22 protein-coding genes are annotated in these 20,727 nt (G+C 55.8%); 8 read left to right on the top strand and 14 right to left on the bottom strand.

The window, feature by feature from the left end; genetic code table 11:
* The first annotated feature begins 283 nt into the window (after window positions 1–283).
* The 6 genes from Dvar_RS37025 (at window position 284) to Dvar_RS37000 (ending at window position 2,881) form a co-directional block, all read left to right on the top strand.
* A complete protein-coding gene (locus Dvar_RS37025) occupies window positions 284–592 on the top strand; it encodes a hypothetical protein (RefSeq protein ID WP_419658478.1) in 309 nt (102 codons plus the stop codon).
* A 60-nt stretch (window positions 593–652) separates the two neighbouring features.
* A complete protein-coding gene (locus tag Dvar_RS37020; RefSeq protein ID WP_419658476.1) occupies window positions 653–1,021 on the top strand; it encodes a hypothetical protein in 369 nt (122 codons plus the stop codon).
* Complete coding sequence (locus Dvar_RS37015) at window positions 916–1,344, top strand: hypothetical protein (RefSeq protein ID WP_419658475.1); 429 nt, start codon at window positions 916–918, stop codon at window positions 1,342–1,344. Before Dvar_RS37020 ends, Dvar_RS37015 begins: the two co-directional genes overlap by 106 nt.
* Window positions 1,334–2,068, top strand: a complete 735-nt coding sequence (locus Dvar_RS37010; RefSeq protein ID WP_419658474.1) for an alpha/beta fold hydrolase — start codon at window positions 1,334–1,336, stop codon at window positions 2,066–2,068. Before Dvar_RS37015 ends, Dvar_RS37010 begins: the two co-directional genes overlap by 11 nt.
* Window positions 2,069–2,070: 2 nt before the next feature.
* The gene (locus Dvar_RS37005) at window positions 2,071–2,355 is read left to right on the top strand and encodes a hypothetical protein (protein ID WP_419658472.1); all 285 of its coding nucleotides are present in this window, start codon (window positions 2,071–2,073) and stop codon (window positions 2,353–2,355) included.
* Window positions 2,356–2,536: 181 nt separating this feature from the next.
* The gene (locus tag Dvar_RS37000) at window positions 2,537–2,881 is read left to right on the top strand and encodes an alpha/beta fold hydrolase (protein ID WP_419658470.1); all 345 of its coding nucleotides are present in this window, start codon (window positions 2,537–2,539) and stop codon (window positions 2,879–2,881) included.
* 22 nt (window positions 2,882–2,903) lie between these two features.
* Here Dvar_RS37000 and sppA read toward each other — a convergent pair whose 3' ends face one another.
* Window positions 2,904–3,893, bottom strand: coding sequence for a signal peptide peptidase SppA (gene sppA / locus Dvar_RS36995; protein ID WP_419658468.1), 990 nt, complete (start codon window positions 3,891–3,893; stop codon window positions 2,904–2,906).
* 20 nt (window positions 3,894–3,913) lie between these two features.
* Complete coding sequence (gene polA / locus Dvar_RS36990; protein ID WP_419658466.1) at window positions 3,914–6,619, bottom strand: DNA polymerase I; 2,706 nt, start codon at window positions 6,617–6,619, stop codon at window positions 3,914–3,916.
* A 46-nt stretch (window positions 6,620–6,665) separates the two neighbouring features.
* Between polA and Dvar_RS36985 the strand changes: the two genes are divergently transcribed.
* Together Dvar_RS36985 and Dvar_RS36980 are read left to right on the top strand one after the other, a co-directional pair.
* Window positions 6,666–6,968 carry a hypothetical protein gene (locus Dvar_RS36985; RefSeq protein WP_419658465.1) on the top strand — a complete coding sequence of 101 codons (303 nt, stop codon included), beginning with the start codon at window positions 6,666–6,668 and terminating at the stop codon, window positions 6,966–6,968.
* Entirely contained in the window at window positions 6,968–7,888 is a 921-nt protein-coding gene (locus Dvar_RS36980) for a DMT family transporter (protein ID WP_419658463.1), read from the top strand. The genes Dvar_RS36985 and Dvar_RS36980 overlap by 1 nt, the downstream gene beginning before the upstream one ends.
* 32 nt (window positions 7,889–7,920) lie before the next feature.
* Here Dvar_RS36980 and Dvar_RS36975 read toward each other — a convergent pair whose 3' ends face one another.
* The 12 genes from Dvar_RS36975 to Dvar_RS36920 form a co-directional block, all read right to left on the bottom strand.
* Window positions 7,921–9,249, bottom strand: coding sequence for a sigma-54-dependent transcriptional regulator (locus tag Dvar_RS36975; RefSeq protein WP_419658462.1), 1,329 nt, complete (start codon window positions 9,247–9,249; stop codon window positions 7,921–7,923).
* Between the two features lie 16 nt (window positions 9,250–9,265).
* Window positions 9,266–10,849: a sensor histidine kinase gene (locus Dvar_RS36970; protein ID WP_419658460.1), complete on the bottom strand. Its 1,584-nt coding sequence runs from the start codon at window positions 10,847–10,849 to the stop codon at window positions 9,266–9,268.
* The gene (locus tag Dvar_RS36965) at window positions 10,846–11,247 is read right to left on the bottom strand and encodes a hypothetical protein (protein ID WP_419658458.1); all 402 of its coding nucleotides are present in this window, start codon (window positions 11,245–11,247) and stop codon (window positions 10,846–10,848) included. The genes Dvar_RS36970 and Dvar_RS36965 overlap by 4 nt, the downstream gene beginning before the upstream one ends.
* Before the next feature lie 149 nt (window positions 11,248–11,396).
* Entirely contained in the window at window positions 11,397–12,641 is a 1,245-nt protein-coding gene (locus Dvar_RS36960; RefSeq protein WP_419658456.1) for a DUF2202 domain-containing protein, read from the bottom strand.
* Window positions 12,642–12,891: 250 nt separating this feature from the next.
* Window positions 12,892–13,485, bottom strand: coding sequence for a putative metalloprotease CJM1_0395 family protein (locus Dvar_RS36955; RefSeq protein ID WP_419658454.1), 594 nt, complete (start codon window positions 13,483–13,485; stop codon window positions 12,892–12,894).
* 43 nt (window positions 13,486–13,528) lie between these two features.
* Window positions 13,529–14,182, bottom strand: coding sequence for an AAA family ATPase (locus Dvar_RS36950; RefSeq protein WP_419658452.1), 654 nt, complete (start codon window positions 14,180–14,182; stop codon window positions 13,529–13,531).
* 382 nt (window positions 14,183–14,564) lie between these two features.
* Window positions 14,565–15,599, bottom strand: a complete 1,035-nt coding sequence (gene proX, locus Dvar_RS36945; RefSeq protein WP_419658450.1) for a glycine betaine/L-proline ABC transporter substrate-binding protein ProX — start codon at window positions 15,597–15,599, stop codon at window positions 14,565–14,567.
* A gap of 78 nt (window positions 15,600–15,677) precedes the next feature.
* A complete protein-coding gene (locus Dvar_RS36940) occupies window positions 15,678–16,508 on the bottom strand; it encodes an ABC transporter permease (RefSeq protein ID WP_419658448.1) in 831 nt (276 codons plus the stop codon).
* A gap of 86 nt (window positions 16,509–16,594) precedes the next feature.
* On the bottom strand, window positions 16,595–17,812 hold the full coding sequence (gene proV, locus Dvar_RS36935) for a glycine betaine/L-proline ABC transporter ATP-binding protein ProV (RefSeq protein WP_419658447.1): 1,218 nt from the start codon (window positions 17,810–17,812) through the stop codon (window positions 16,595–16,597).
* 46 nt (window positions 17,813–17,858) lie between these two features.
* Entirely contained in the window at window positions 17,859–18,404 is a 546-nt protein-coding gene (locus Dvar_RS36930) for a MarR family winged helix-turn-helix transcriptional regulator (protein ID WP_419658445.1), read from the bottom strand.
* Window positions 18,405–18,688: 284 nt separating this feature from the next.
* A complete protein-coding gene (locus Dvar_RS36925; RefSeq protein WP_419658443.1) occupies window positions 18,689–19,744 on the bottom strand; it encodes an acyltransferase in 1,056 nt (351 codons plus the stop codon).
* A gap of 339 nt (window positions 19,745–20,083) precedes the next feature.
* Window positions 20,084–20,686, bottom strand: coding sequence for an alpha/beta hydrolase (locus tag Dvar_RS36920; RefSeq protein WP_419658441.1), 603 nt, complete (start codon window positions 20,684–20,686; stop codon window positions 20,084–20,086).
* Between the last annotated feature and the right edge of the window lie 41 nt (window positions 20,687–20,727).

Raw genomic sequence — 20,727 nt, 5'->3', positions numbered from 1 at the left:
ATTTTTTTAAAATGGATGTCTAAACACCGGGCAGCATACGTTTCAATCTTTGCTCCGCTAATCGGCGCGGTTTTATTGATTGTAGCCGGTCAAGTTCCTCCCATGATTGAATGAAATAACGTTCTCCACCTTGCAACAATAGTCTCATTTAAAGATCGGGTTCGGCAGGCCGTTTTGCTGAACGATTTCCTGTTTTTGCAAGATGCCTGCGATGATAGCCCAATCCATAACAATTGTCAGTGTAATCATTGATGGTGATTTACCAAAGGAAAGGAACGTGTGTATGGCATCAACATGGAAGAAGAGGGGTTGTCTCGGGTGTATTGCCGTCTTGGGAATACTCTTGTTATCAACGGTAGGCTGGGCCACAACCGGTCTTGATGCGCCGATTACCCGTTCGGCTGAAATCGCGTCCCTGGCCCATTTAAAGAAGTACTACAAGATCCCAAACTTCAAGATCGGCGGTGAATATGATCTTGATGATCCGGCCTCCTTTGCCAGTGGCGGCAACGGCGGCGTGACGCTTGAATCCCTGGGCCATGGGTCGCTTCGCATCGGGTACATTGCCCTTGGCACCCTAAAGAAGGATTAAAAAGGAAAGATTGTCAATGCAATAATTGTCAACAGCTACTATTCGGCAGATTCCACCTCCGTGTATGAAAAATGGGTGGATGGGCAACCCGGCAATGCCTTTTGCCAAGGCGCGGTAATCGGGCCGGGCAAACTGATCGATACGGATCAATTCTTTGTGGTCCTTTTGGATGCCATCGGCCTGTGGGGGGCCAGCAAGCCCAGCGACGGCCTGGGCATGCGGTTTCCTCAATACAGCTATTTCGACATGGTGCAGGCCAGTTATCGGCTGCTCAGGGACAAGCTGAACCTCGCCCGGATCAAGCTGGCCACGGGGGGGGCTCCATGGGCGGATCGGTCTGTTATGTCTGGGCCCTGCTGCATCCTGAATTCGTCGATGCCATCATGCCCATTGCCGCCAACTCGACGCCCGACAACGTTGCCCGCTTGATTTTTCTGCTGATGAATGCCGGCCTGCAGTCCGACCCGGTCTGGCGCGCCACCGGGGGAAATTACTACCACCTGCCCCGTAACAAACAGCCCGGCCAGGGCCTGATGTTTGGCTGGTCGATCCTGAGCCTCACCGCCCTGACTTTTGACTATCGCTCACAGCAGGCCTGGGATGATGTCAAGGGCGATGTGTTTTACTGGCAGCCCCGAAACGGCGCGGGCGAGAATCTGGTTGCCCGGGCCGAGGATTTTGACATCAACGACATGATCGTGCGCAATCGAACCTGCCTGAAATACAATTTCCAAGCCGGTCTTGTTCGTTGATTTTGACGAGAACCCGCAAATCCTGGCCAGTTTGCTGGACCATTTGCACGTCGAGCAGACCTATCTTGGCGGCGTCTCCTTCGGCGGCATCATCGTGCTGCGTTTCGGCATTTTGTATCCCGAGCGGGTCAAGGGCTTGATCCCCATGAGCTGTTTTACACAGATGGACGCACAATTGTACAAGATCGGCGGCAACCTGTACACCGGGATGGTCAATGTCGGTTTCGAATATCTGGTCAGCCTGCTGATTCCCATTAACTTCAGTTCCCGCTGGATGGCCGAGAATCAGGAGAGCATCCCGCTTCTGGAACGTAATGCCGCATCCTACAATGACCTTTACGGCATTCAAAATCTCATGGAATCGATCCGGGATTTTAAGCCGTTTACTCATGAACTTTGCAAGATCGCCTGTCCGACGCTTATTCTCAACGGCGAATTCGACTGCCTGACCCCGCGCTGGGCCCATGAATTGTTGCGCATCCATATCAGCAATTCCAGACTGATGCTCATGCAGCATGTCTGCCACGCCTTTACCATTGAAATCCCGGAGATCACCTGCCGGGTGATTGCCGATTTCGTCGATCAGGTGGAATCCGGTAAGTGGGTGGGCGACAAGTCCGTCTGGGTGGCCACCGATGATCCAGAGGCCGATGAGATCGCCTTGCCGTGCCAAGGGGATCACACACGCAACATTCCTTTTTTCAAAAGCTATCGTGCGGGGTGAATATGTTAGACAATGCCAGGGATATCAAAGCCATTGCCACCGATTATTTTGCCACCCATGCCTTGGGGGCGGACGCGCAGACCCGCATCAGCCTGTTTCTGACAACGCTCAAGCAGGCCGGAGCAGATTGTAAATACGAAACGGCAAATCGTCGGCGACCTTTTTTGCGATCTGCTGGCAGCGGTGTGCCGGGAGGGAACCGATGCCACTGGATTGCTCAACCCGCTGGGTGGCTGGTGGCCGTTTGGTCAGTGGTGATCCATTTTTTATCATCAAACAGGCGCTAAAGGAGGGTATGATGCCATTTGTAAACGCCGGAGATATCCGGCTCCACTATGCCGAGTTTGGCTCGGGTGACAAAACAATCGTTTTTGTGCACGGCAACCTGGGCTGCCATGACTGGATGAACCTAGTCTGGCCGGCACCACACCGACCCTGTTCGATGCCGACAGTCTCAAGCCCGGTCAAATGCCGTCGTTTTCCAGCCAAACCACCGATTCCCAAAAAGAGCTGTTTCATACCATCGTGGAAAAGACCAGGAAATTGAGTGATGGCATCTGGTTTGGCACCCCCATTCAACTGGCCAAAGAATTCAACGCTGGCGAACTCACCGATCAGCTCAAACAAATTACGCATCCGCACCTGGTCCTGTGGGGGGAATCGGATGCATGGATCCCCAGAGCCCATGTAGAGGAAATGGTCAAGCTGCTTCCCAATTGTGTGCTCAAAGTGATTCCCAATGCCGGGCATTCGCTGAACCTGGAGGATCCAGACGCATTCGCAAAAATTTTTGAGGAATTCTTCGAGGCCTGATTCAGAATTTTCAAACAGGCGCTTAGCGCGATCCAAGCGCCTGGGGCCACAGATAATAAAAGCCGGCGTCCAGGGCGAAAAGGTCGGCAAGGGGGCCCATATCGACCAATGCCACCGGTTCGGTTCGGGCGGCGCTGGTAAGGGTGTTGTAAAGGTTGTCGTCGGCATATTCAGTGCGCCGGTAGGTGACCACCCGGGCATCGGCATCGATCCCGGCAATCTGTTTGGCCTGCGCAATGGCATCCGACAGGTAACCGATTTTGTCGATCATTCCGGCGGCGAGCGCTGCATCGGCCAGAAAGAGACGGGCGTCGGCCACAGTGGCCAGGTGCTCTCCGTCCAGTTTCCGGTGCTGTGCCACAAGGTCGACAAAGCGTTTGCCCAGTGTATCGGCCAGGTCCTGCAGCATGTTTTCCTCGGCCGGTGTGATGGGCCGAAAGGGTGATCCCATGTCTTTGTTTACGCCGGATTTATTGACCTGAACGCCCACCCCGATTTTTTCCATCAACTGTGACACTTCCGGCCGTATCAGGATCACGCCCACCGATCCGGTGACCGTCGTGGGGTGGGCCATGATCATCTCGGCCGGCAGGGCGACATAGTAGCCGCCGGAGGCGGCGATATTCATCATGCAAACCACCACCTTTTTGCCGGTACGTTCCTTGAAAGCGACAATCTCGTGGTAAAGAATATCACTGGCTGTGCTGGAGCCGCCGGGGGAGTCGATTTTCAGCAAAACCGCCTTGACCTTTTCGTCTTTTTCAGCCAGACGCAAATGAGACACGACTTCTTGGACCACACTGGGCTTTGTTCCCACCATGCGCTCCTTGGGTGTATCGGAAATAAATCCGGTGATGGGGATCACCTGGATTTTATCGTCGGCAGTGCCTTCCAGCGTCACTTCGCGCAATGGGTCCGACGCACTGGGAAACAGGGTGATGCGCGGTCCGGCGCAGCCGAAACATAGGATGACAACGAATGCGGCCACAAATGTCCATTTGAATGCTTGCATGGTTATTCTCCTTTTGTTAACTAATGGGCTTCAGCCCAGTTGACACCGCTCTCCATATTGACTTTCAGGGGAACAGCCAAATCCCAGACCCCTTCCATCTTTTCGCGAACCAGGGCCTTGGCATCGTCCAGCTCTTCGGGCGGCACTTCGAAGATCATCTCGTCGTGCACCGACAGCAGCATGGTGGTGCGCATCTTTTTCTCATGCAGGGCTTGGTGTACATGGATCATGGCCAGCTTGATCAGATCGGCCGCCGATCCCTGGATGGGCGTATTGATGGCGGTGCGTTCGGCAAACTGGCGGACGTTACGGTTGCTGCTGGCAATGTCCGGCAACTGGCGGATGCGCCCTAACAAGGTGCTGGTACGGCGAGTTTCGCGAGCCGTCTCGATGGTTTGATCGATGAAGGCCTTGACGCCCTGGTAGCGGGCAAAATAGTGATCGATGTAAGTCTGGGCCATTTTGTTGCTGATCTCAAGGTCTTTGGCCAGCCCGTAAGCGCTCATCCCGTAGATGATGCCGAAGTTGATGGCCTTGGCCTGGCGGCGCAGATCGTCGGTGATCATTTGCGGAAACACCTGAAAAACCTCGGCCGCCGTGCGGCTGTGGATATCCTCGTCTTCCTGAAAGGACTGGATCAGGATCGGATCGCCTGAGCAGTGGGCCAGGATGCGCAGCTCGATCTGGGAGTAGTCGGCCGAGAGAAGCTGCCAGCCTTTGCGGGGAATGAAGGCCTTTCTGATCTCACGCCCCTCCTCGGTTCGGATGGGAATGTTCTGCAGATTGGGATCACTGCTGCTCAGACGGCCGGTGGCGGCCACGGTCTGGTTGAAAGAGGTGTGGATGCGTTTGGTTTCCGGGTGAATCAGTTCGATAAGCGCGTCGGCATAGGTGGACTTGAGCTTGGCCAGAGACCGATGCCGCAGTACCAGAGCCGGCAGCTCATGCTTGCGGGCCAGGGTGGTGAGGACTTCCACATCCGTTGAATAGCCGGTTTTTTTCTTTGTCTTCTTTTGTACCGGCAACTTCATTTTCTCAAACAGGATATGTCCCAACTGCTGGGACGAGTTGATGTTGAACGGCTCACCAGCCTGAGCGTGAATTTCTTTTTCCAGTTGATCCAGCTGCCCTGCAAAGGATTTGGACAGGTCATGCAGCTTGTCCTGATCCACGCACACGCCGCTCATCTCCATTTCCAGCAAGACCGGCACCAGCGGCATCTCCACGTCCTTCATCAGGCCGGTCAGCCCGCCTTCCTCGAGCAGCGGTAGAAATATTTCATAGGCCGAAAGGGTGACGTCGGCATCTTCACAGGCATAGGGCACCGCCTTTTCAACCATCACCTGGTCAAAGGTGACGGCGTTTTTGCCCTTGCCGGCTACCTCTTCGTATTTGATATTCTTGTGTCCCAGGTAATCCAGGGCGATCTGGTCCAGGCCGTGGGCACGCTTGCCGGGACTTAAGAGGTAGGAAGCGATCATGGTGTCAAACGTCACCCCACAAAGGTCCGCGCCGTGGCGGCGCAGTACCATCCAGTCGTACTTGATATTCTGCCCGATCTTTTCGATGGTCGGATCGCAAAGAATCGGCTGCAGACGGTCCAGCACTGTTTTCAGGTCAAGTTGGTCCGGCGCCCCTAAATAGTTGTGACCCACCGGGATGTACCAGGCCTGGCCGGGCGTGATGCAAAAGGAGAGTCCCACCAGCCGCGCCTGCATGGGATCCGTAGCGGTGGTTTCCGTGTCCAGGGCGAAGCGCTTGGCGTTTTTCAACTGTTCCAACAGCGCCTCCAGCCCCTTTTCGTCCATGATGGCCTGGTAGTCCCGTTCGATGGATTTGTCTTTCTGGGCGTATTCCTGCTGCAACTGCCTGAATTCCAGCTCGGCGAACAGACTGCCCAGCGCTTTCTCATCCGGCTCCTGACTTTTCAACTGGTCTGCATTAAATTCGATGGGCGCGTGCCGGTCGATGGTCACCAGCTCACGGCTGAGCAGAGCCTGCTCCTTGTTGGCAATCAGTTTTTCACGCTGTTTCTTGGCCGTGATGGTATCGATCCCCTCATACACGGCGGCCATACTGCCAAAGGTCTTGATCAGCTTGACCGCTGTTTTCTGCCCCACACCGGGCACGCCGGGAATGTTGTCGGCGGTGTCGCCGGACAGGCCCATGACGTCGATCATCTGGCTCGGCGTAAGCTCAAAGGATTCCTGGACAAATGCAGGATCGATGACCTTGTCCTTCATGGGGTCCCAGATCGTGCAGCGATCGGTGACCAGTTGCATGAAGTCCTTGTCGCCGGTGACCATGACCACCTGAAAGCCGTTTTCCTCTGCCTGCCGGGCCAGGGTGCCGATCAAATCGTCGGCTTCGTAGCCTTGCTGCTCGAAAATGGGGATGTTGAATGCCTCGGTGACTTTATGGATCCAGGGCAGTTGGGATACCAGGTCATCGGGCATGGGGGGGCGGTTGGCCTTGTATTCGGTGTAGCGTTCATGGCGAAATGTGGGGCCTTTGGCATCGAAAAACATGGCCACGTGGCTGGGCTTGCGGTCGGCCATGAGCTTGATCAGCATGCGGGTGAATCCAAACGTGGCGTTGGTGGGCAGACCCGTGCTGTTGGACAACCCTCTGACCGCGTGGTAGGCGCGGTAAATATATGCACTGCCGTCGATCAGGTACAAGGTCGGCGAGGAATTGTTCCGGCTTTCATCCATTGGCGTTGACACGATTGCGCTCCTGCATTAAGTATTTTTTTCTTTGATGGGCCTTGAGATGAGATCGAATATTGATTTGGCGCATGGTACCATTAACCACTACAAACAACAAGATGTGGACGAACTAACGATAACAATGAACGATCAGACACCAAAAAAGAAGCGTCGTTACGGGCGCCGTAAAAAAGGACCCCAAATTTGCCACTGCTGCGGAAAAGAATTTCCTTTTTGCTGGACCTGCCGTTGCGGTTTTATGATGTGCCAGGACTGTATGTATGAAAATGTGTGGGGGCTGTCCTGCAACGGGATTACCTGGCAGTGCCCGGATTGTGGGGGGCTGAACGGATTCGGCAACCAATAGTGAGAACACATTACCTCAGATCCGATCTCCTGTTCCTCCTCAGCGCCACCATTTGGGGATTTGCCTTCGTGGCCCAGCGGATGGGCATGGATCATGTCGGCCCCTACACCTATAACGGCATCCGTTTCTTTCTGGGCGCCATCGTCCTGGTGCCCTTTATCTATCGCCGTCGACACCAATCGGTTTTTGCCAATCAATCCCTTGGTCCGCGCAGCACAGGAAGCGTGATCGTTTATGGGGGCCTGGCCGGTCTGGCCCTTTTCAGCGCCGCTTCACTTCAACAGGTCGGCCTGATCTATACCACCGCAGGCAAAGCCGGCTTCATCACCGGGCTGTATGTGGTCATCGTGCCCATCATGGCCCTGTTGTGGCGACAGCGCACCAACACCGGTACCTGGATCGGCGCGCTGCTGGCTGCTGTGGGCATGTACTTTCTCAGTATCAACGAAGACCTGACGATCGGTTTCGGAGATTTGCTGCAATTGATCGGGGCCGTGATCTGGGCCACGCATATCCATTTGATTGGTTGGATGTCACCCAAAACAGACGCATTGACGCTGGCCTTCACCCAGTTTATGACCTGTGCGCTTGCCAGCCTGCTGACGGCAGTGGCCATCGAATCGGCCGGAGTCAGCGATATCCTGGCCGCAGCGCTGCCAATCCTTTACGGCGGTGTGCTTTCCGTAGGCGTGGCCTACACCCTTCAGGTGGTGGCCCAGCGTAACGCCCACCCGGCCCATGCCGCCATCCTGCTCAGCCTGGAATCGGTATTTGCCGCCGTGGGCGGCTGGCTTATCCTGGATGAAACCATGACCGGCCGCGGCATGTTGGGATGCCTGCTGATGTTTGGTGGCATGCTGGTATCACAGTTGTATGGATTTGTGGTTAAGGGCGAGCCTGCGCCGGGATCGGCGCAATAAGAGGATCTGCTGATATCTGATTGATCCTTTGATTACTCCCGCTGAATCCTGAACTTTTTCATCTTGTAGCGCAGCACCCGCTCGCTGATACCCAGGTGTTCGGCGGCACGGGTCTGGATCCCGTCATGGGTTTCCAGGGCGGTGATCAGCATCTCCCGCTCGACCGCCTCCAGACGCTCTTGGAGAGTGCCTTTGTCGTCGGCCGTGTGGAAGCGGACCTCGGGGGGCAGATCGGCGGGACGGATCACGCTGCCCCGCACCAGGGTGGTCATGCGCTGGATCAGGTGTTCGAGCTCCCGGACATTACCGGGGAAGCTGTATTTGACCAGGGTGGCCAGGGCGTCGGGATGCAGGGACATGGGGCGGCCGCTGTATTTGTCAAGAAAAAAGGCCGCCAGGGCGGGGATATCCTCCCGTCGCTGCCGGAGGGCGGGGATGGGGATCTCCAGGACATTGAGGCGGTAGTAAAGATCCTCGCGGAACCGGCCGTCGGCGCTCATTGCCTTGAGATCCCGGTTGGTGGCAGCCAGCACCCGCACATCCACGGCCATGTCGGATTCGCTGCCCACCCGGGTAATGCGGCCTTCCTGGAGGGCGTGCAATAGCTTGGCTTGCAGGGGCTGGGGTAATTCCCCCACTTCGTCCAGAAAAAGGGTGCCCTGGTCCGCCAACTCGAAGCGGCCCTTGCGCCGGGATGCTGCGCCGGTAAAGGCGCCTTTCTCGTGGCCGAACAGTTCGGATTCGAAAAGGTTTTCGGGGATGGCGGCGCAGTTGACCTCGATGAACGGCTGGTCCCGCCGGGGGCTCAACAGGTGGACCAGGCGGGCGATGAGCTCCTTGCCGGTGCCGGTCTCACCGGTGATAATGGACGCCCACCGGGTGGGGGCGACGCGGCTGACCAGGGAGAGCACCTCGCGCATGGCCGGGCTGTCGCCGATCACCTGCAGGGGCAGCGGTGCGGATTCGGCCGCATCGGAAACCTCCGCCGCCTCTTCCGCAATGCTGATGGACTCTTCGATACGGCGGATACGCTCAAGAAGATCGGTCAGGTCCACCGGCTTTTCCAGAAAATCGTCCGCTCCCAGCTTCATCACCGTCACCGCCGTATCCACACAGCCGTGGGCGGTGATCATGATGCTGCGTACCATGGGATTGAGGGCTTTCATCTCTTCCAAAAGCTGGTCCCCGGTCATGCCGGGCATGCGGTGATCCAAGAGCACCAGCTGAAAAGGGACCTCCCGAAAGCGTTTAAGGGCCGCAGGGCCATCCTCCGCGTCCTCGACCGGGTAACCCTGGTTTTCCAGAAAGCCCTTGAGCAACTCCCGCTGCAGGGGCTCGTCATCCACAATGAGAATCCGCATGGCGCTCCTTTTCCGTTCAGGCGTCCGCCGAAGCAGCCGGGCGTGGTTTTAACAGGGGCAGGGCCACGTCGATGCGCAGCCGCTCCGGAGGAACCTGGGTGAGGGTGATGGTGCCACCGTGGGCCTGGACGATGCGCTGGGCAATGGCCAGGCCCAGGCCGGAGCCTCTGGTTTTGGTGGTAAAATAGGGTTCCATCAGACGCCTGGCCACATCCTCCCCTTTGGAAAAACCGCCGTTTTCCATGCGCACCACGGCCTGCTCCTGGGTACGCCAGGCGCTGATCTGCAGATCACCGCCCTGGGGCTGGGCCTCCACGGCGTTTTTGATCAGATTTTCGAAGACCTCGGCCAGAAGATCCGGATCGCCCACAAGACTGCCGGCGTCATGGGCGCTGCCGGTCACCGCGATGCCGTTTGCGGCGCAGGTTTCCCGGTAGAGAATGAGGATCTGCTCCACCAGCGTCCCCGGCTCGACAGGCTGGTGCCGGGGAGAGAGGGGACGGGTGTAGCGTTTCAACTCTCCCACAATGGTGTCGGTACGACGCACGGCCTGTCCTAAAGAATCGAGCAGGGCCTGGTGTTGGGGCGTCAGCTCGGCCGCTTCCATACGCAGGCGCTGGAGCCCCATGCTGATGGCGTTGAGCGGGTTGCGGATCTCGTGGGTAATGGTGGCGGAGGCCCTGCCCAGGGCGGCGTCCTCCTTTTCGCGGGCCAAACGCTGCTCGAAGCGCTGCACCGCGTCGATGTGGGCCCGCTGAAAGCGGTTCAGCAGCCAGGAAAACAGCAGGCCCAGGGCCACGATCACTACCGTGAAGGCCAGAAACTCATGGCGGAGTTGTGTCATCCTTATGGAAAAATGGCTGGCTTCCACGCCGACCACCAACAGATTCCGGCCCAACCGCATGGTGGCCCGAGCCGTTTTGTTTTCCCCTGACCCCTCGAAGCGGACCTGGGGAATCGCCTCCGGCGGCGCCGTATCTGCCTTGTCGGCCTCGACGATGGGGGCGAAGTGAATGTAGCGAATTCCCGCCAGGCGGGAGATCTGTTCGATCAGCGCGTCCAGGCCGATCCGTTGCTGCAGCTCCGCCAGACGGCGGTCGGCCAGGGCCACCCGGATGCAGCCGCCACCTCTGGTCGCCGGTGCGCTGAAAAGATAGAGATGGTGGCCTGCAAAATGGCGCAGGCGGTTTTCAGTGCATTCGACAGCCTCTGCCTCGGCCGGGAACCAGCCGGCCGGGCCCTGGGCAACCCCAGCAGCACGCTCCACCCGGATGCCCAGCAGCCCCGCTTCCCTGGCGAATGCAGCAAGCTCGTCATCGGAAAAAGGCTCGACGGCGTCCAGATAATCCACAAACCGGGCCGAGCTGCCCAGAAAGGTCGTCAGGATCTCCTCGATGGTTTCCCGGGATAAAAGGGCGCGGTCCGCGTTCATGCGGATGGCTCCGGCAACCATCTGCACATGGTCCTGCACATGGCTGGAGAACGCCTGGGTCGCTTGACGAATCTGCCAGTAGTAGTAAGCCAGGAAAATCAGAATCAGGAAGGTGATCACTACGGCATTGGTCTTCCACAACGGCCGCAAGGGGGCAACAGAAGTCACTGGCACCCTCCGTTACCACCGCCACGCCCCATCCTGCGGGTGCGTCCGATGCGGGAGCGCACCCCGGTGGGATCCACCCGACCGTGGCCGTATCCCATGTGGGAGGCATCGAACCGGGATGGGTCCGAGGTTGAATAATCCCCCCGGATGCGCACCAAATCGCCTTCTTTCAGCCGGCGCGGGATGCCATCGGGGGGATACGTGACCCGGATTTCCTGATCGTTCACCATCCCCTCGCCTTTGGCTTCGCCACCTACAGGGGTCACCACCACCTCTGCTCGCTCCTTGTCGATAGAGAGGACGCGGCCGAGCATCACCTGACCTGCCAGAAGGGGATTCCCACCGGCAAGGGCGGTCCAGACGGTCAACAGCGCTAAAAATAACAATGTACGCCGCATCGGATCACCATGTTGGAATCGGATTGTCGCACCCACGTCGACTAATATACACGAACGGTCATGATTCCAGAAGCATCAAAATATCGATCTTCCGCTGCGGGGAGGATGCCACGGCGGAAGATCGCACAAGCCAGGTTGAAAAATCTGCATCAAACACTGGAGCAGTCACCGGCGGTGCTGCCGTTACCGGTGCCATCTCCCGGGCCATCACCACCGTTTCCGGAGCCATTGCCGGAACCATGGCCGCCACCACCGTTACCGCCACGGGCCAGGATCATGTCCGCACCCGCAGACACCGCATCCGTGTTGATACAGGTACCGCTTTTGCGGCCATTGCCACTGCCATCTTTGGGTCCCTTGCCACCGTTTCCGGTACCGTCACCGGGGCCGCGCCCACCGCCACCATTGCCGCCACGGGCCAGGAGCATGTCCGTACCCGCAGACGCCGCATCCGTGTTGATGCAGGTACCGCGCTTACGGCCATTGCCACTGCCATCTTTTGGCCCCTTGCCACCGTTGCCGGTGCCGTCACCGGGGCCGCGTCCGCCGCCACCTTTGCCGCCACGGGCCAACAGCGGTGTGTGGTCGATCGGCAAGATGGCCGACAGGTTTGTGGAGGTGTCCGCTTCCGTATCATCGGTAATGGTGGTAGGACAATCCCCGGTGCCCTTGCCACGGCCGCGGCGTCCCTGACCATTACCGGTAACCACAGGATTGCCATCCGCATCCACCAGACCGCGTTCCCGGGCCGAGGTGACGATGGCCGTGAACGTTTCGGTTGAAATGTACTGAGGCGTATAGGTTTCCCCCAGGACCCCGAGTTGGTACACGAAGCTACGCAGGTGGTTGCGGGATCCTTTGAGCAGGTTCTGATAAACGGCCACCAAATCTTCATCGTCGGCTTCATCAATGGCATCCAGCAGGTCGGCAATGTCCAGGTCCTCGATGGTCGCACCCATACGCAGGGCATCGGCCAGGGATTGGGTCCCGGTTTCCACCATCTGTTCATACAGGTCTGCCATATCAGCGTCTGCAAAGGTGCCGGTTGCATCATCGGTAACCGGATCGGCCACATCGTACTTCTCCATCAGTGCCAGAACGGCATCCATGTGCCGCTGTTCACTATTGGAGATCCGTTCGAAGGCCCAGTGGTTCCAGGTATGGTAAAGGGTGGTGTAGACGTCACGGGCCAGCTTCTCCTCCTCCCGCATGTGGAGCAGGGTTGCCATTTCGGCCTCGCTCAGCTCGCCGGCCGGCAGGGTCATCACGTAAGCCGTCATTCCCGATCCCTGGCCATAGGGCTGAGAGGTTCCCATATTGCCCGCCCATGCCGTGGTCGCCATCAAACCGGCCATTGCACCGGTCACCGCCATTTTGATCATCGTTTTTTTCATTTTAGTCTTCTCCTTGGGGGTAAGAATTTTCAAAATCTTGCCCAATACTACTACAAAGTTCGTGCCACAATAAAATATGATATTATTTCAAATATTTAATAGCTATTTGATGGGATTTGATTCGACAAACGGCTGCAGGGGCTCGACAATATTGTCGACGGGGACGGTGTCAGGGATGGGGTAGGCATTGGGGGGGATTAATAATTGAAAAACTTGCAACCTACCCTATTTCTTTAATGATCCAAACGAGCTACACGGCAATATTCAGCATCTGCCCCACATCTTCGGTGCTGTAGGGGCGTCTGCCCGGCATTGCGCCGGCGGTTTGGGGGGCAGTGTCTTCCTCGTTTTGGGCGGCCTGTTGTTCTTCCTTTTCAAGCTTGGTTTTTTCCTGGCGTGCCTGGGCTTCGATTCGGCCGGCCTGAGCCGCCACCGCACGATCGGTGCCCGATGGTTCAGCCGGGGCCAGGGCCGCCCGTTTCACCTGCTGCATTTTGCGGATCGTATCATCCGGGTCGGATTCCGACGAGGTGTCAATCTTGACTTCACCGCCCACGGCGTAATTCCGGCCGTCCGGTCCACGCTGGTAGGTAAAGCTGGCGCCCCCCTGAACAACACCGGCACCGGCCGCCATATGGGCGTGCTCATGGGCACGGACTTCCCGATCCCGCTTTTGCAGCTTCCGAACCTGCCGCTCTTCGGATTCCGACAGCTCGAGGCGGTCTCCCTGGGCTTGGCTTTCGTCTGTCTGATCAGGACTTGCCGTGCCGCGCTGGAGACCGCCGGATTGACGGGTGCCTTCATCTCGGGCAAAAGCATTAGAGACGACGGCATGGTTTTGCACACGATCGATCATGATTTACTATTAACGTTTTGTATGCCCATCGTCAACCAACCGCGCTGCAAATGGCGTTGGCGGCCGATTCAATGGATAGCGTTCCGGTATTGAGTATCATATCATAATTTGCCGGATCAGCGATGTCACTATGAAAATATTTGCGAATAAATGCCCGGCGATCGGATTCAGTCCGCATGACCCGCCGCTTGGCCTCTTCCTTGGAAATGCCGAAGGACTCCGCCACACAATCCACCCGTTTTTTCATGGGGGCGATGATGCGTACCCGGAAGCGGTTTTCCGGCGGAAGGACGAAATTGGCGCCCCGGCCTACAATGATTGCCTTGCCGTGGTTGCCAATGGCTCCGATTACCCGCATCAGTACCTTGGCCATTTCGTCCGGCCATAAATGCCGGTCGCTGATGGCGGCCGAGACCCAGTCATCGATCATGGAGATGCCGCGTTCATCAAGGGTCCGGATGACGCGGGTCGTGGTGTCCGCATTTTGGGCCATGGCATTGATGATTTGCTGATGAAACAGATCCAGGCCCAATCGGTCTGCAACGGCTTGGGCCACCAGTCTGCCGCCGCTGCCCGGTTCACGGGAAAGGGTGATGACGGGCTGCGGTTTGAGATCTTGTTTTTCCTTTCTCTGGATTTCCCAGCGCCGCACCTGTTCTTCGATGAGTTGATGAATGGCTTTCATGGCGCCTCCTTCCTGTTTATGGGTTATTCTGTCGGCCGGTCGTTAGGCCGCTAACGAGGGCACAATCTGCCACCGTTCATTAAAACAGAAGTGATGCCCGATGGCGGTTATTCACCGGGAGCTGAGGAGGAACCTTGAAACCAAAGCATAAGCGGGTTGAATCCGGAGCGTGATATGGATGTTACCAAATCGATGGAGCGAAGCACCCTTGGAAGAAAGGAACGAGCAGGTTAAAACCAGGCGCTGTTGACTCACCGGTAAATTACCGACTTCTAAGAAAACTATAGTCAACAACGCCAATATAGTCAACGAAAAGCCCGAAGCCGCTTTCCAGCGGGTTCGGGCTTTTTTTTTGCGAATGGCAACTAAATTACAGGGTGGATTACTTGGCCGCGTTACGCGCCTCGGTCAGCCAGCCGTTCCATTTGTCCGTATTTCGGGCAATCCATTCATCCACATGTTTCTGGATGTCTTTTTCGGACTTCTCGCCTGCGTTCATGCGCGCGTTCTGGGCGTTGATGTCTGCCAGTGGCAGGGTGAAGACCTCGAAAAACTTTTTGACGGCCGGATTCTTTTCAACAAACTTTTTGTTGGCCACAATGCGGATGTCGGAAACCACAAATCCGAGTTTGATCGGATCACTGACCGCACCTTCGACGCCGGAAACAGTCATACGGTCGACGGCCGATTTTTGAGAATCCTTGGGCATAATTTCGGGAACGTTAATCCACATCACGTCCTTGCCGGGTTCCAGCTTGAAGATGGTCCAGTTGGGGGCCCAGGTGTAAAAGAAAATCGGCTTGCCGCCTTTGAAGTCACCCAGGGCAGAGGCCATGCCGGCTTCATAGGAGGCTTTGACCGGATTGATGTAGTCGTCCAGACCGTAAACCTTCATATGGTGGGCAATCACGTTTTCACAGCCCCAGCCCGGCGGGCAGGCGGTCAGATCGGCCTTGCCGTCACCGTTTTTATCGAAGGCTTCCATGACTTCAGGACGCTTGAAATCGTCCAGGGATTTGATCCCGAATTTTTCCACGGCGTCTTTGGACACCAGATAACCCTGCAGGCCACCGGCTTTCACAACATAGCCGTATACACCGGCATCGTCATAGAATCCCTTGGGCAGCTGGCTGTCGTGGTTGGGGAACCAGCCGTTGGTCCAGTAATCCACATCGCCAAGGGCGACGGATTTGTAGAAAATCGGGTTCTGCAGGTCTTTGGGGGCTTTGACCTTGTAGCCGAGCTCGGTAAGGGCCTTGCGTACCAGGGCTTCCTGGAAAAAACCGGTGTTCCATGTGGCCCGGGCAGGCTCGACCTTGATGCCCTTGCCGGGCTTCATGTCATCCGCAGATACGGGGATGACCGCCAACGACAAGCAGACCGCTGTCAACAGTACCAGACGAACTAACCTTTTCATTCCTACCTCCTCTTTGTTTTTGGCGCTATATTGGGATTTGATATCCCGAGTCCCGATGATCCTATCGGGACACGAGTCCTATTTTCTCTGAGCCACGGATTGGGTGATTCGATCGAGCACAATAGCCATCAGGACGATGCTCAGGCCGCCGATTACGGCGCGACCGATATCCAGGGTGTTGAGGCCCAGGATAACCGGTGAACCCAGCCCGCCTGCACCAATGAGTGCGGCGATGACGACCATGGACAGCGCCATCATGATGGTCTGGTTCAATCCGGCCAGGATAGTGGGCATGGCCAGCGGGACCTGGACGCGGATCAGCACCTGGCTGCGAGTGGCGCCAAAGGCCTGCGCCGCTTCGACCAATTCGGGATGAACCTGGCGGATACCCAGGCAGGTAAGGCGGATAATGGGGGGCAGGGCGAAGATGATGGTGGCCAGCACGCCGGCCACATTGCCGACCGAAAAGAGCATGACAATGGGCACCAGGTAGACGAAGGCCGGCGTGGTCTGCATGGCATCGAGCACCGGCCGGATGCCGGCCTCAAAGGCGTCGCTGCGACCTGCCCAGATGCCCAGCGGGATGCCGGCGATGGCGCAGAAAATCACCGATGATAACACCATGGCAAGCGTTGTCATGGTTTCTTCCCATAGACCCAAGAGGCCGACGAAGGTCATGGTAATGGCGGTGAAGATGGCCAGCCCTTTGCCGGAAAACCGCCAGGCGGCCAGTACCATCACCACGATGACAATGATCGGGGAAAGGGCATTCAAACCGGCGTCCAGACCGGAAAGGGTTTGCTCTACCGGCCATTTGAGGGCCTGGAAAATATCCCGATAATTGTCGACCAGGTAGTCCACGAATTGGGACACCCAAATATCCAGGGGGATAACTTTGTCTTCAAACATAATTGATTCTCCGCTCACCAGGTGATTTGCCTGGTTTTAATGAGTTGTCGGTGACCGGGGGAAGCCACCGCTTAAGTCCATTTCCTTTATGAGGCCGATGCCTCCAGTTGCTCTTCGGTACGGTGCAGGGTGCGCAGGAAACGATTTTTAGACACGACCCCTTTGTACACGTTCTGGTCGTCCACCACCGGAATCGGCCAGGCGCTGGAAGCGACCTGCGGCAGAATATCCTGCATGGAGTCGCCTAAATTCACGGCATTTGCGTCATCGATAAACGCCTGACTGACCGGGTTGTCGGGCTTGCCGCTTTCCAGGGCCTCACGCACCGAATCCGAGGAGGCAATGCCAAGAAACCGATGTTTGGCATCCAGCACATACAGGTAATCGCGCTCACTGCTGCTCAATAGTTCATGGGTCGTGCGCAGACTTCCCTTTTTGGTAACGACCAGAGTCGGGTAAGTGTCACGCACGATATCGCCGGCCGAAATCACGTTGGTCGGGTCGACGCCCCGGAAAAAGGCACGGACGTAATCGTCTGCCGGGTTCTGCAGAATTTCTTCGGGGGGGCCCACCTGAACGACTCTGCCGCCCTCCATGATGGCAATGCGGTCACCGATGCGCAGGGCTTCATCCAGATCATGGGAAATAAATACGATCGTGCGCTGGTCTTCTTCCTGGAGTTTGAGCAGCTCATCTTGCATTTCCGTCCGGATCAGGGGATCCAGGGCGGAAAAGGCTTCGTCCATGAGCAGGATGTCCGGGTCAACGGCCAGGCCACGCGCCAGGCCCACCCGTTGCTGCATGCCACCGCTGAGTTCCTTGGGATACGATTTTTCCCAGCCGGCCAGGCCGACCTGCTCCAGGGCTTCCATGGCGCGTTTATTGCGCGTTTCCTTGTCGACCTTGGCAAGCTGCAGGCCGAATGCGGCATTGTCCAGAACCGTCAGATGCGGCATGAGGGCAAAGGATTGAAAGACCATGCTCATGTTCTTCAGGCGAAACTGAACCAGTTCATCCTGGTTCATTTGGGTTACATTTTCACCGTCCACGATAACATTGCCGGCGGTGGGTTCGATCAGCCGATTGAGCATGCGTACAATGGTGGACTTGCCAGAGCCGGACAGGCCCATGATAACGAAGATTTCGCCGGCCTGAATGGTAAAGTTGGCATTGTCAACGCCGACGTTCATACCCGTTTTATCGTGCACGGATTCCTTGTTGTGCCCCTCTTTTAGGAGCTGCATGGCTTTTTTCGGGTTGTCACCAAAAATTTTGTACAGATTTTCGACTACGATTTTATCCACGGATACACCTTTTCCGATTTAATGGTTTGCTTAACACGATGGCCTGTCAAAACGATGTTGGCGGTTCCTCCCCAGATTTGTCGGTTTGGCTGTCGACCGGGCCGGTCGATAAAAAAGGTGCCGCATCGATCGCTTTGGCATCCATGATGGTGACCAGACGCTGCAGTGCGCTCAGAATCATTGTCTGTTCCCATTCCTGAAGGCTGGAAAATTTTTCCACAAACGCTTCCTGCATCAGGGGCGGTCCGGTTTCCAGAATCTTTTGGCCGGCTTCGGTGATACTGACCATGATGCGCCGCCGGTCGCGTTCACTGCGCTGGCGGACGAGCAGACCCCGCTTTTCCAAACGTTCCAGAATGCCGGTAACCGTGGCCTGACTGAGACTTACCGCTCGCGCGATCTCTCCGGCGGTGACTTCACCGGATCGTGCGATTTCCTGAAGCAGGACAAGTTGTGGTCCTGTCAGTCCCACACGTTTATTCAGCTTTTTGGAATTCATGTCGATTGCCTGAATGATTTTGCGAAGGCTGATGATGACATTGTCGGAGACGGATCGGCTGGAGGAGGAAGCTTGGTCTGTGGGTGGTGCCATTGTGTGTCGCTCATTGAAAGATACAACCCTATAATGTTGAGTTCAAAGAAACTAACTATAATTTCTTCGATAAAATAGGGCTAAAAACTTTCCTTTTCAATTTTTTGAATAGATACTGTCTACCAGATAAATACTGTCAACTCAACAGAAATATTATAATTTTTTAACTGAAAGGTCAATCGTTGGCTTACTTGAGGGATAGAAAACAGCTATATTTTCCTTTTTACTAAAGGGAAATAAACATTTTCAGCTCAAATTAATTTAGCGATTTTTTTCCTGCGCCCTTAGGGCACAACGTTCCTCAAGACAGGAATCTGCCTGAGCATGGCGACCACCAAAAAGGATATGGCTATGGTGGCCATTACCGTTAACGGGATGCCAACGACCGGGTGAATGATCATGGCATGCAGTGAAAAGCCGAGCCATCCGGCATCCAATAGTTCGATGATGGCAGGATGAAGCAAATAGATACCAAAAGAGTACATTGCAATGTGCTTAATCGGCACGGCAATGCATTGCTTTTTTAAAATGCCGGCATGGCGGCATTTTAACAGCAGCACAAACATACCCATGGAGATGACATTGATATTGGGCATGTAAAGTCTGATGAATTTGTCCTGGTATTGTCCATCGGAGTGCAGGGTCAGCCAATGGGTGCCGGTGGCCGTGAAAAGGGTTGCCGCGACAACGGTAATGGCAATCCACCAGCTATATTTTCTTGGTACATTGAATTCCTTGAGCAAGGGGCCCAGTAAAAAATAACCCACCAAACTGTTGAACAGGACGTTGCGAATACCGATATGGGATCCGGTAAAATACGAAAACAAAGGGAAAAAGCTGTAAAATATCGCCCAAACAGCCACAAAATAAAGGATATTGGCAACGGGTGCATTTCTTGTATAGGAACGCAAAATCGGTGTCGCCAGGTAAAGCCCGATGATCACGTAAACGAACCACAAATGATAATACATGGGGCCTTTGACCACGAGGGCAAACGCATCACTGGTGGTGAGGTTCTGGTCTTGATAGAAAAGTCGCCAAAAATAGTAAAACGCACTCCAAAACAGGAAGGGCCAAAGAACTTTACTCATTCTTTTCCGAAAAAAAGTTGTCGTGGATTCGGTCTTTTGGGGATCAAGCAGCAGTAAACCGCTTATAAAAATAAACAACGGAACGCCTTGATGCGCAAATGAAAACAATATGTTGGTAACCCACCAGGAGGACGTGGAAATCGATGAAAAATTCAACATGGCCGGCGCAGCGGTATGCAAAAGGACTACCATGATAATGGCGTAGGCCCGGATCATATCGACATAAAAAAGATTGCTATTCGGTTGCATTCCATCTTTTAGCTGGGATGGGAGCGTTGATCTAAGACGATTACGAAATGGGGACATGCGCTTTCCTTTCAACGGGTCGCTGGGAACAATGGGCACGTACAACTCAACAAATTCGCTTTAACAATGGGAACCAAACCAGGAACTGGAGCTTGTCCAATAGTCGTACTGATGCGGGTATCAAATCGAATCAACCAATTTTTGACAGATTCGTAAAAAAGCCCGATATCGGCGTTACGCTTCATCCTTCGTCACTGCGGAGTACGGTAAGTACGCCTCATTCCTCAGGATTCGCAAGCCTTGATCTCGGGCTTTTTACGAATCCGTCCGAACAGCGACTTTTTACGAGTTCATCAATTTTTGGGTCACCTCATCCAGATACCCAAAGAAAAAGTGGTCTGCGTCAGGCAGGACCTCAAGCCGGGCATCGGGATTCCAATGGTCAATGGCCCGGCGAATCAGCTTGGGTGGGCCAAATTCATCGCGGCCGCCGGCCACTACAAAGAAAAGCTGTGGCAACCGGATGTCCGTTCCAAAATCCATGAACGCCACCGGCGGGGCCACCATGGTCATGGCCTCGACGGTCAGGCCGCCCGTCACGGCCATGGCGTTGACCCAGGTGCCAAAGGAATAGCCCGACAGGTGGACGTGCTGGCTGCCCCTGGATTTTAAAAATGTCACCGCGGCCGCGACATCGGTCTGTTCGCCAATTCCCTGAGCATGGCTGCCGGTGCTGTTGCCCGTGCCTCTGAAATCGAATCGCAGCGTGGCAAATCCCTTTCTTGTATAGGCCGTGACAATGGCCTCCACCACCGGATTGTACATATCTCCACCATACAACGGATGCGGATGCGTAATGGCAACGCCCATGCCGGTATTGCCATCCTGATACAAACCTTGGATCTCGCAATCACCGGATCGAAAATGGACTTTTGTTTCTTGCATGCTTTACCTCGGTTATTGGGGAACGGGTAAAATGAATGATG

It is taken from the genome of Desulfosarcina variabilis str. Montpellier, assembly GCF_048565275.1.
GTDB classification, from domain to species: domain Bacteria; phylum Desulfobacterota; class Desulfobacteria; order Desulfobacterales; family Desulfosarcinaceae; genus Desulfosarcina; species Desulfosarcina variabilis.
This window is presented reverse-complemented; position numbering and strand designations above follow the sequence as displayed.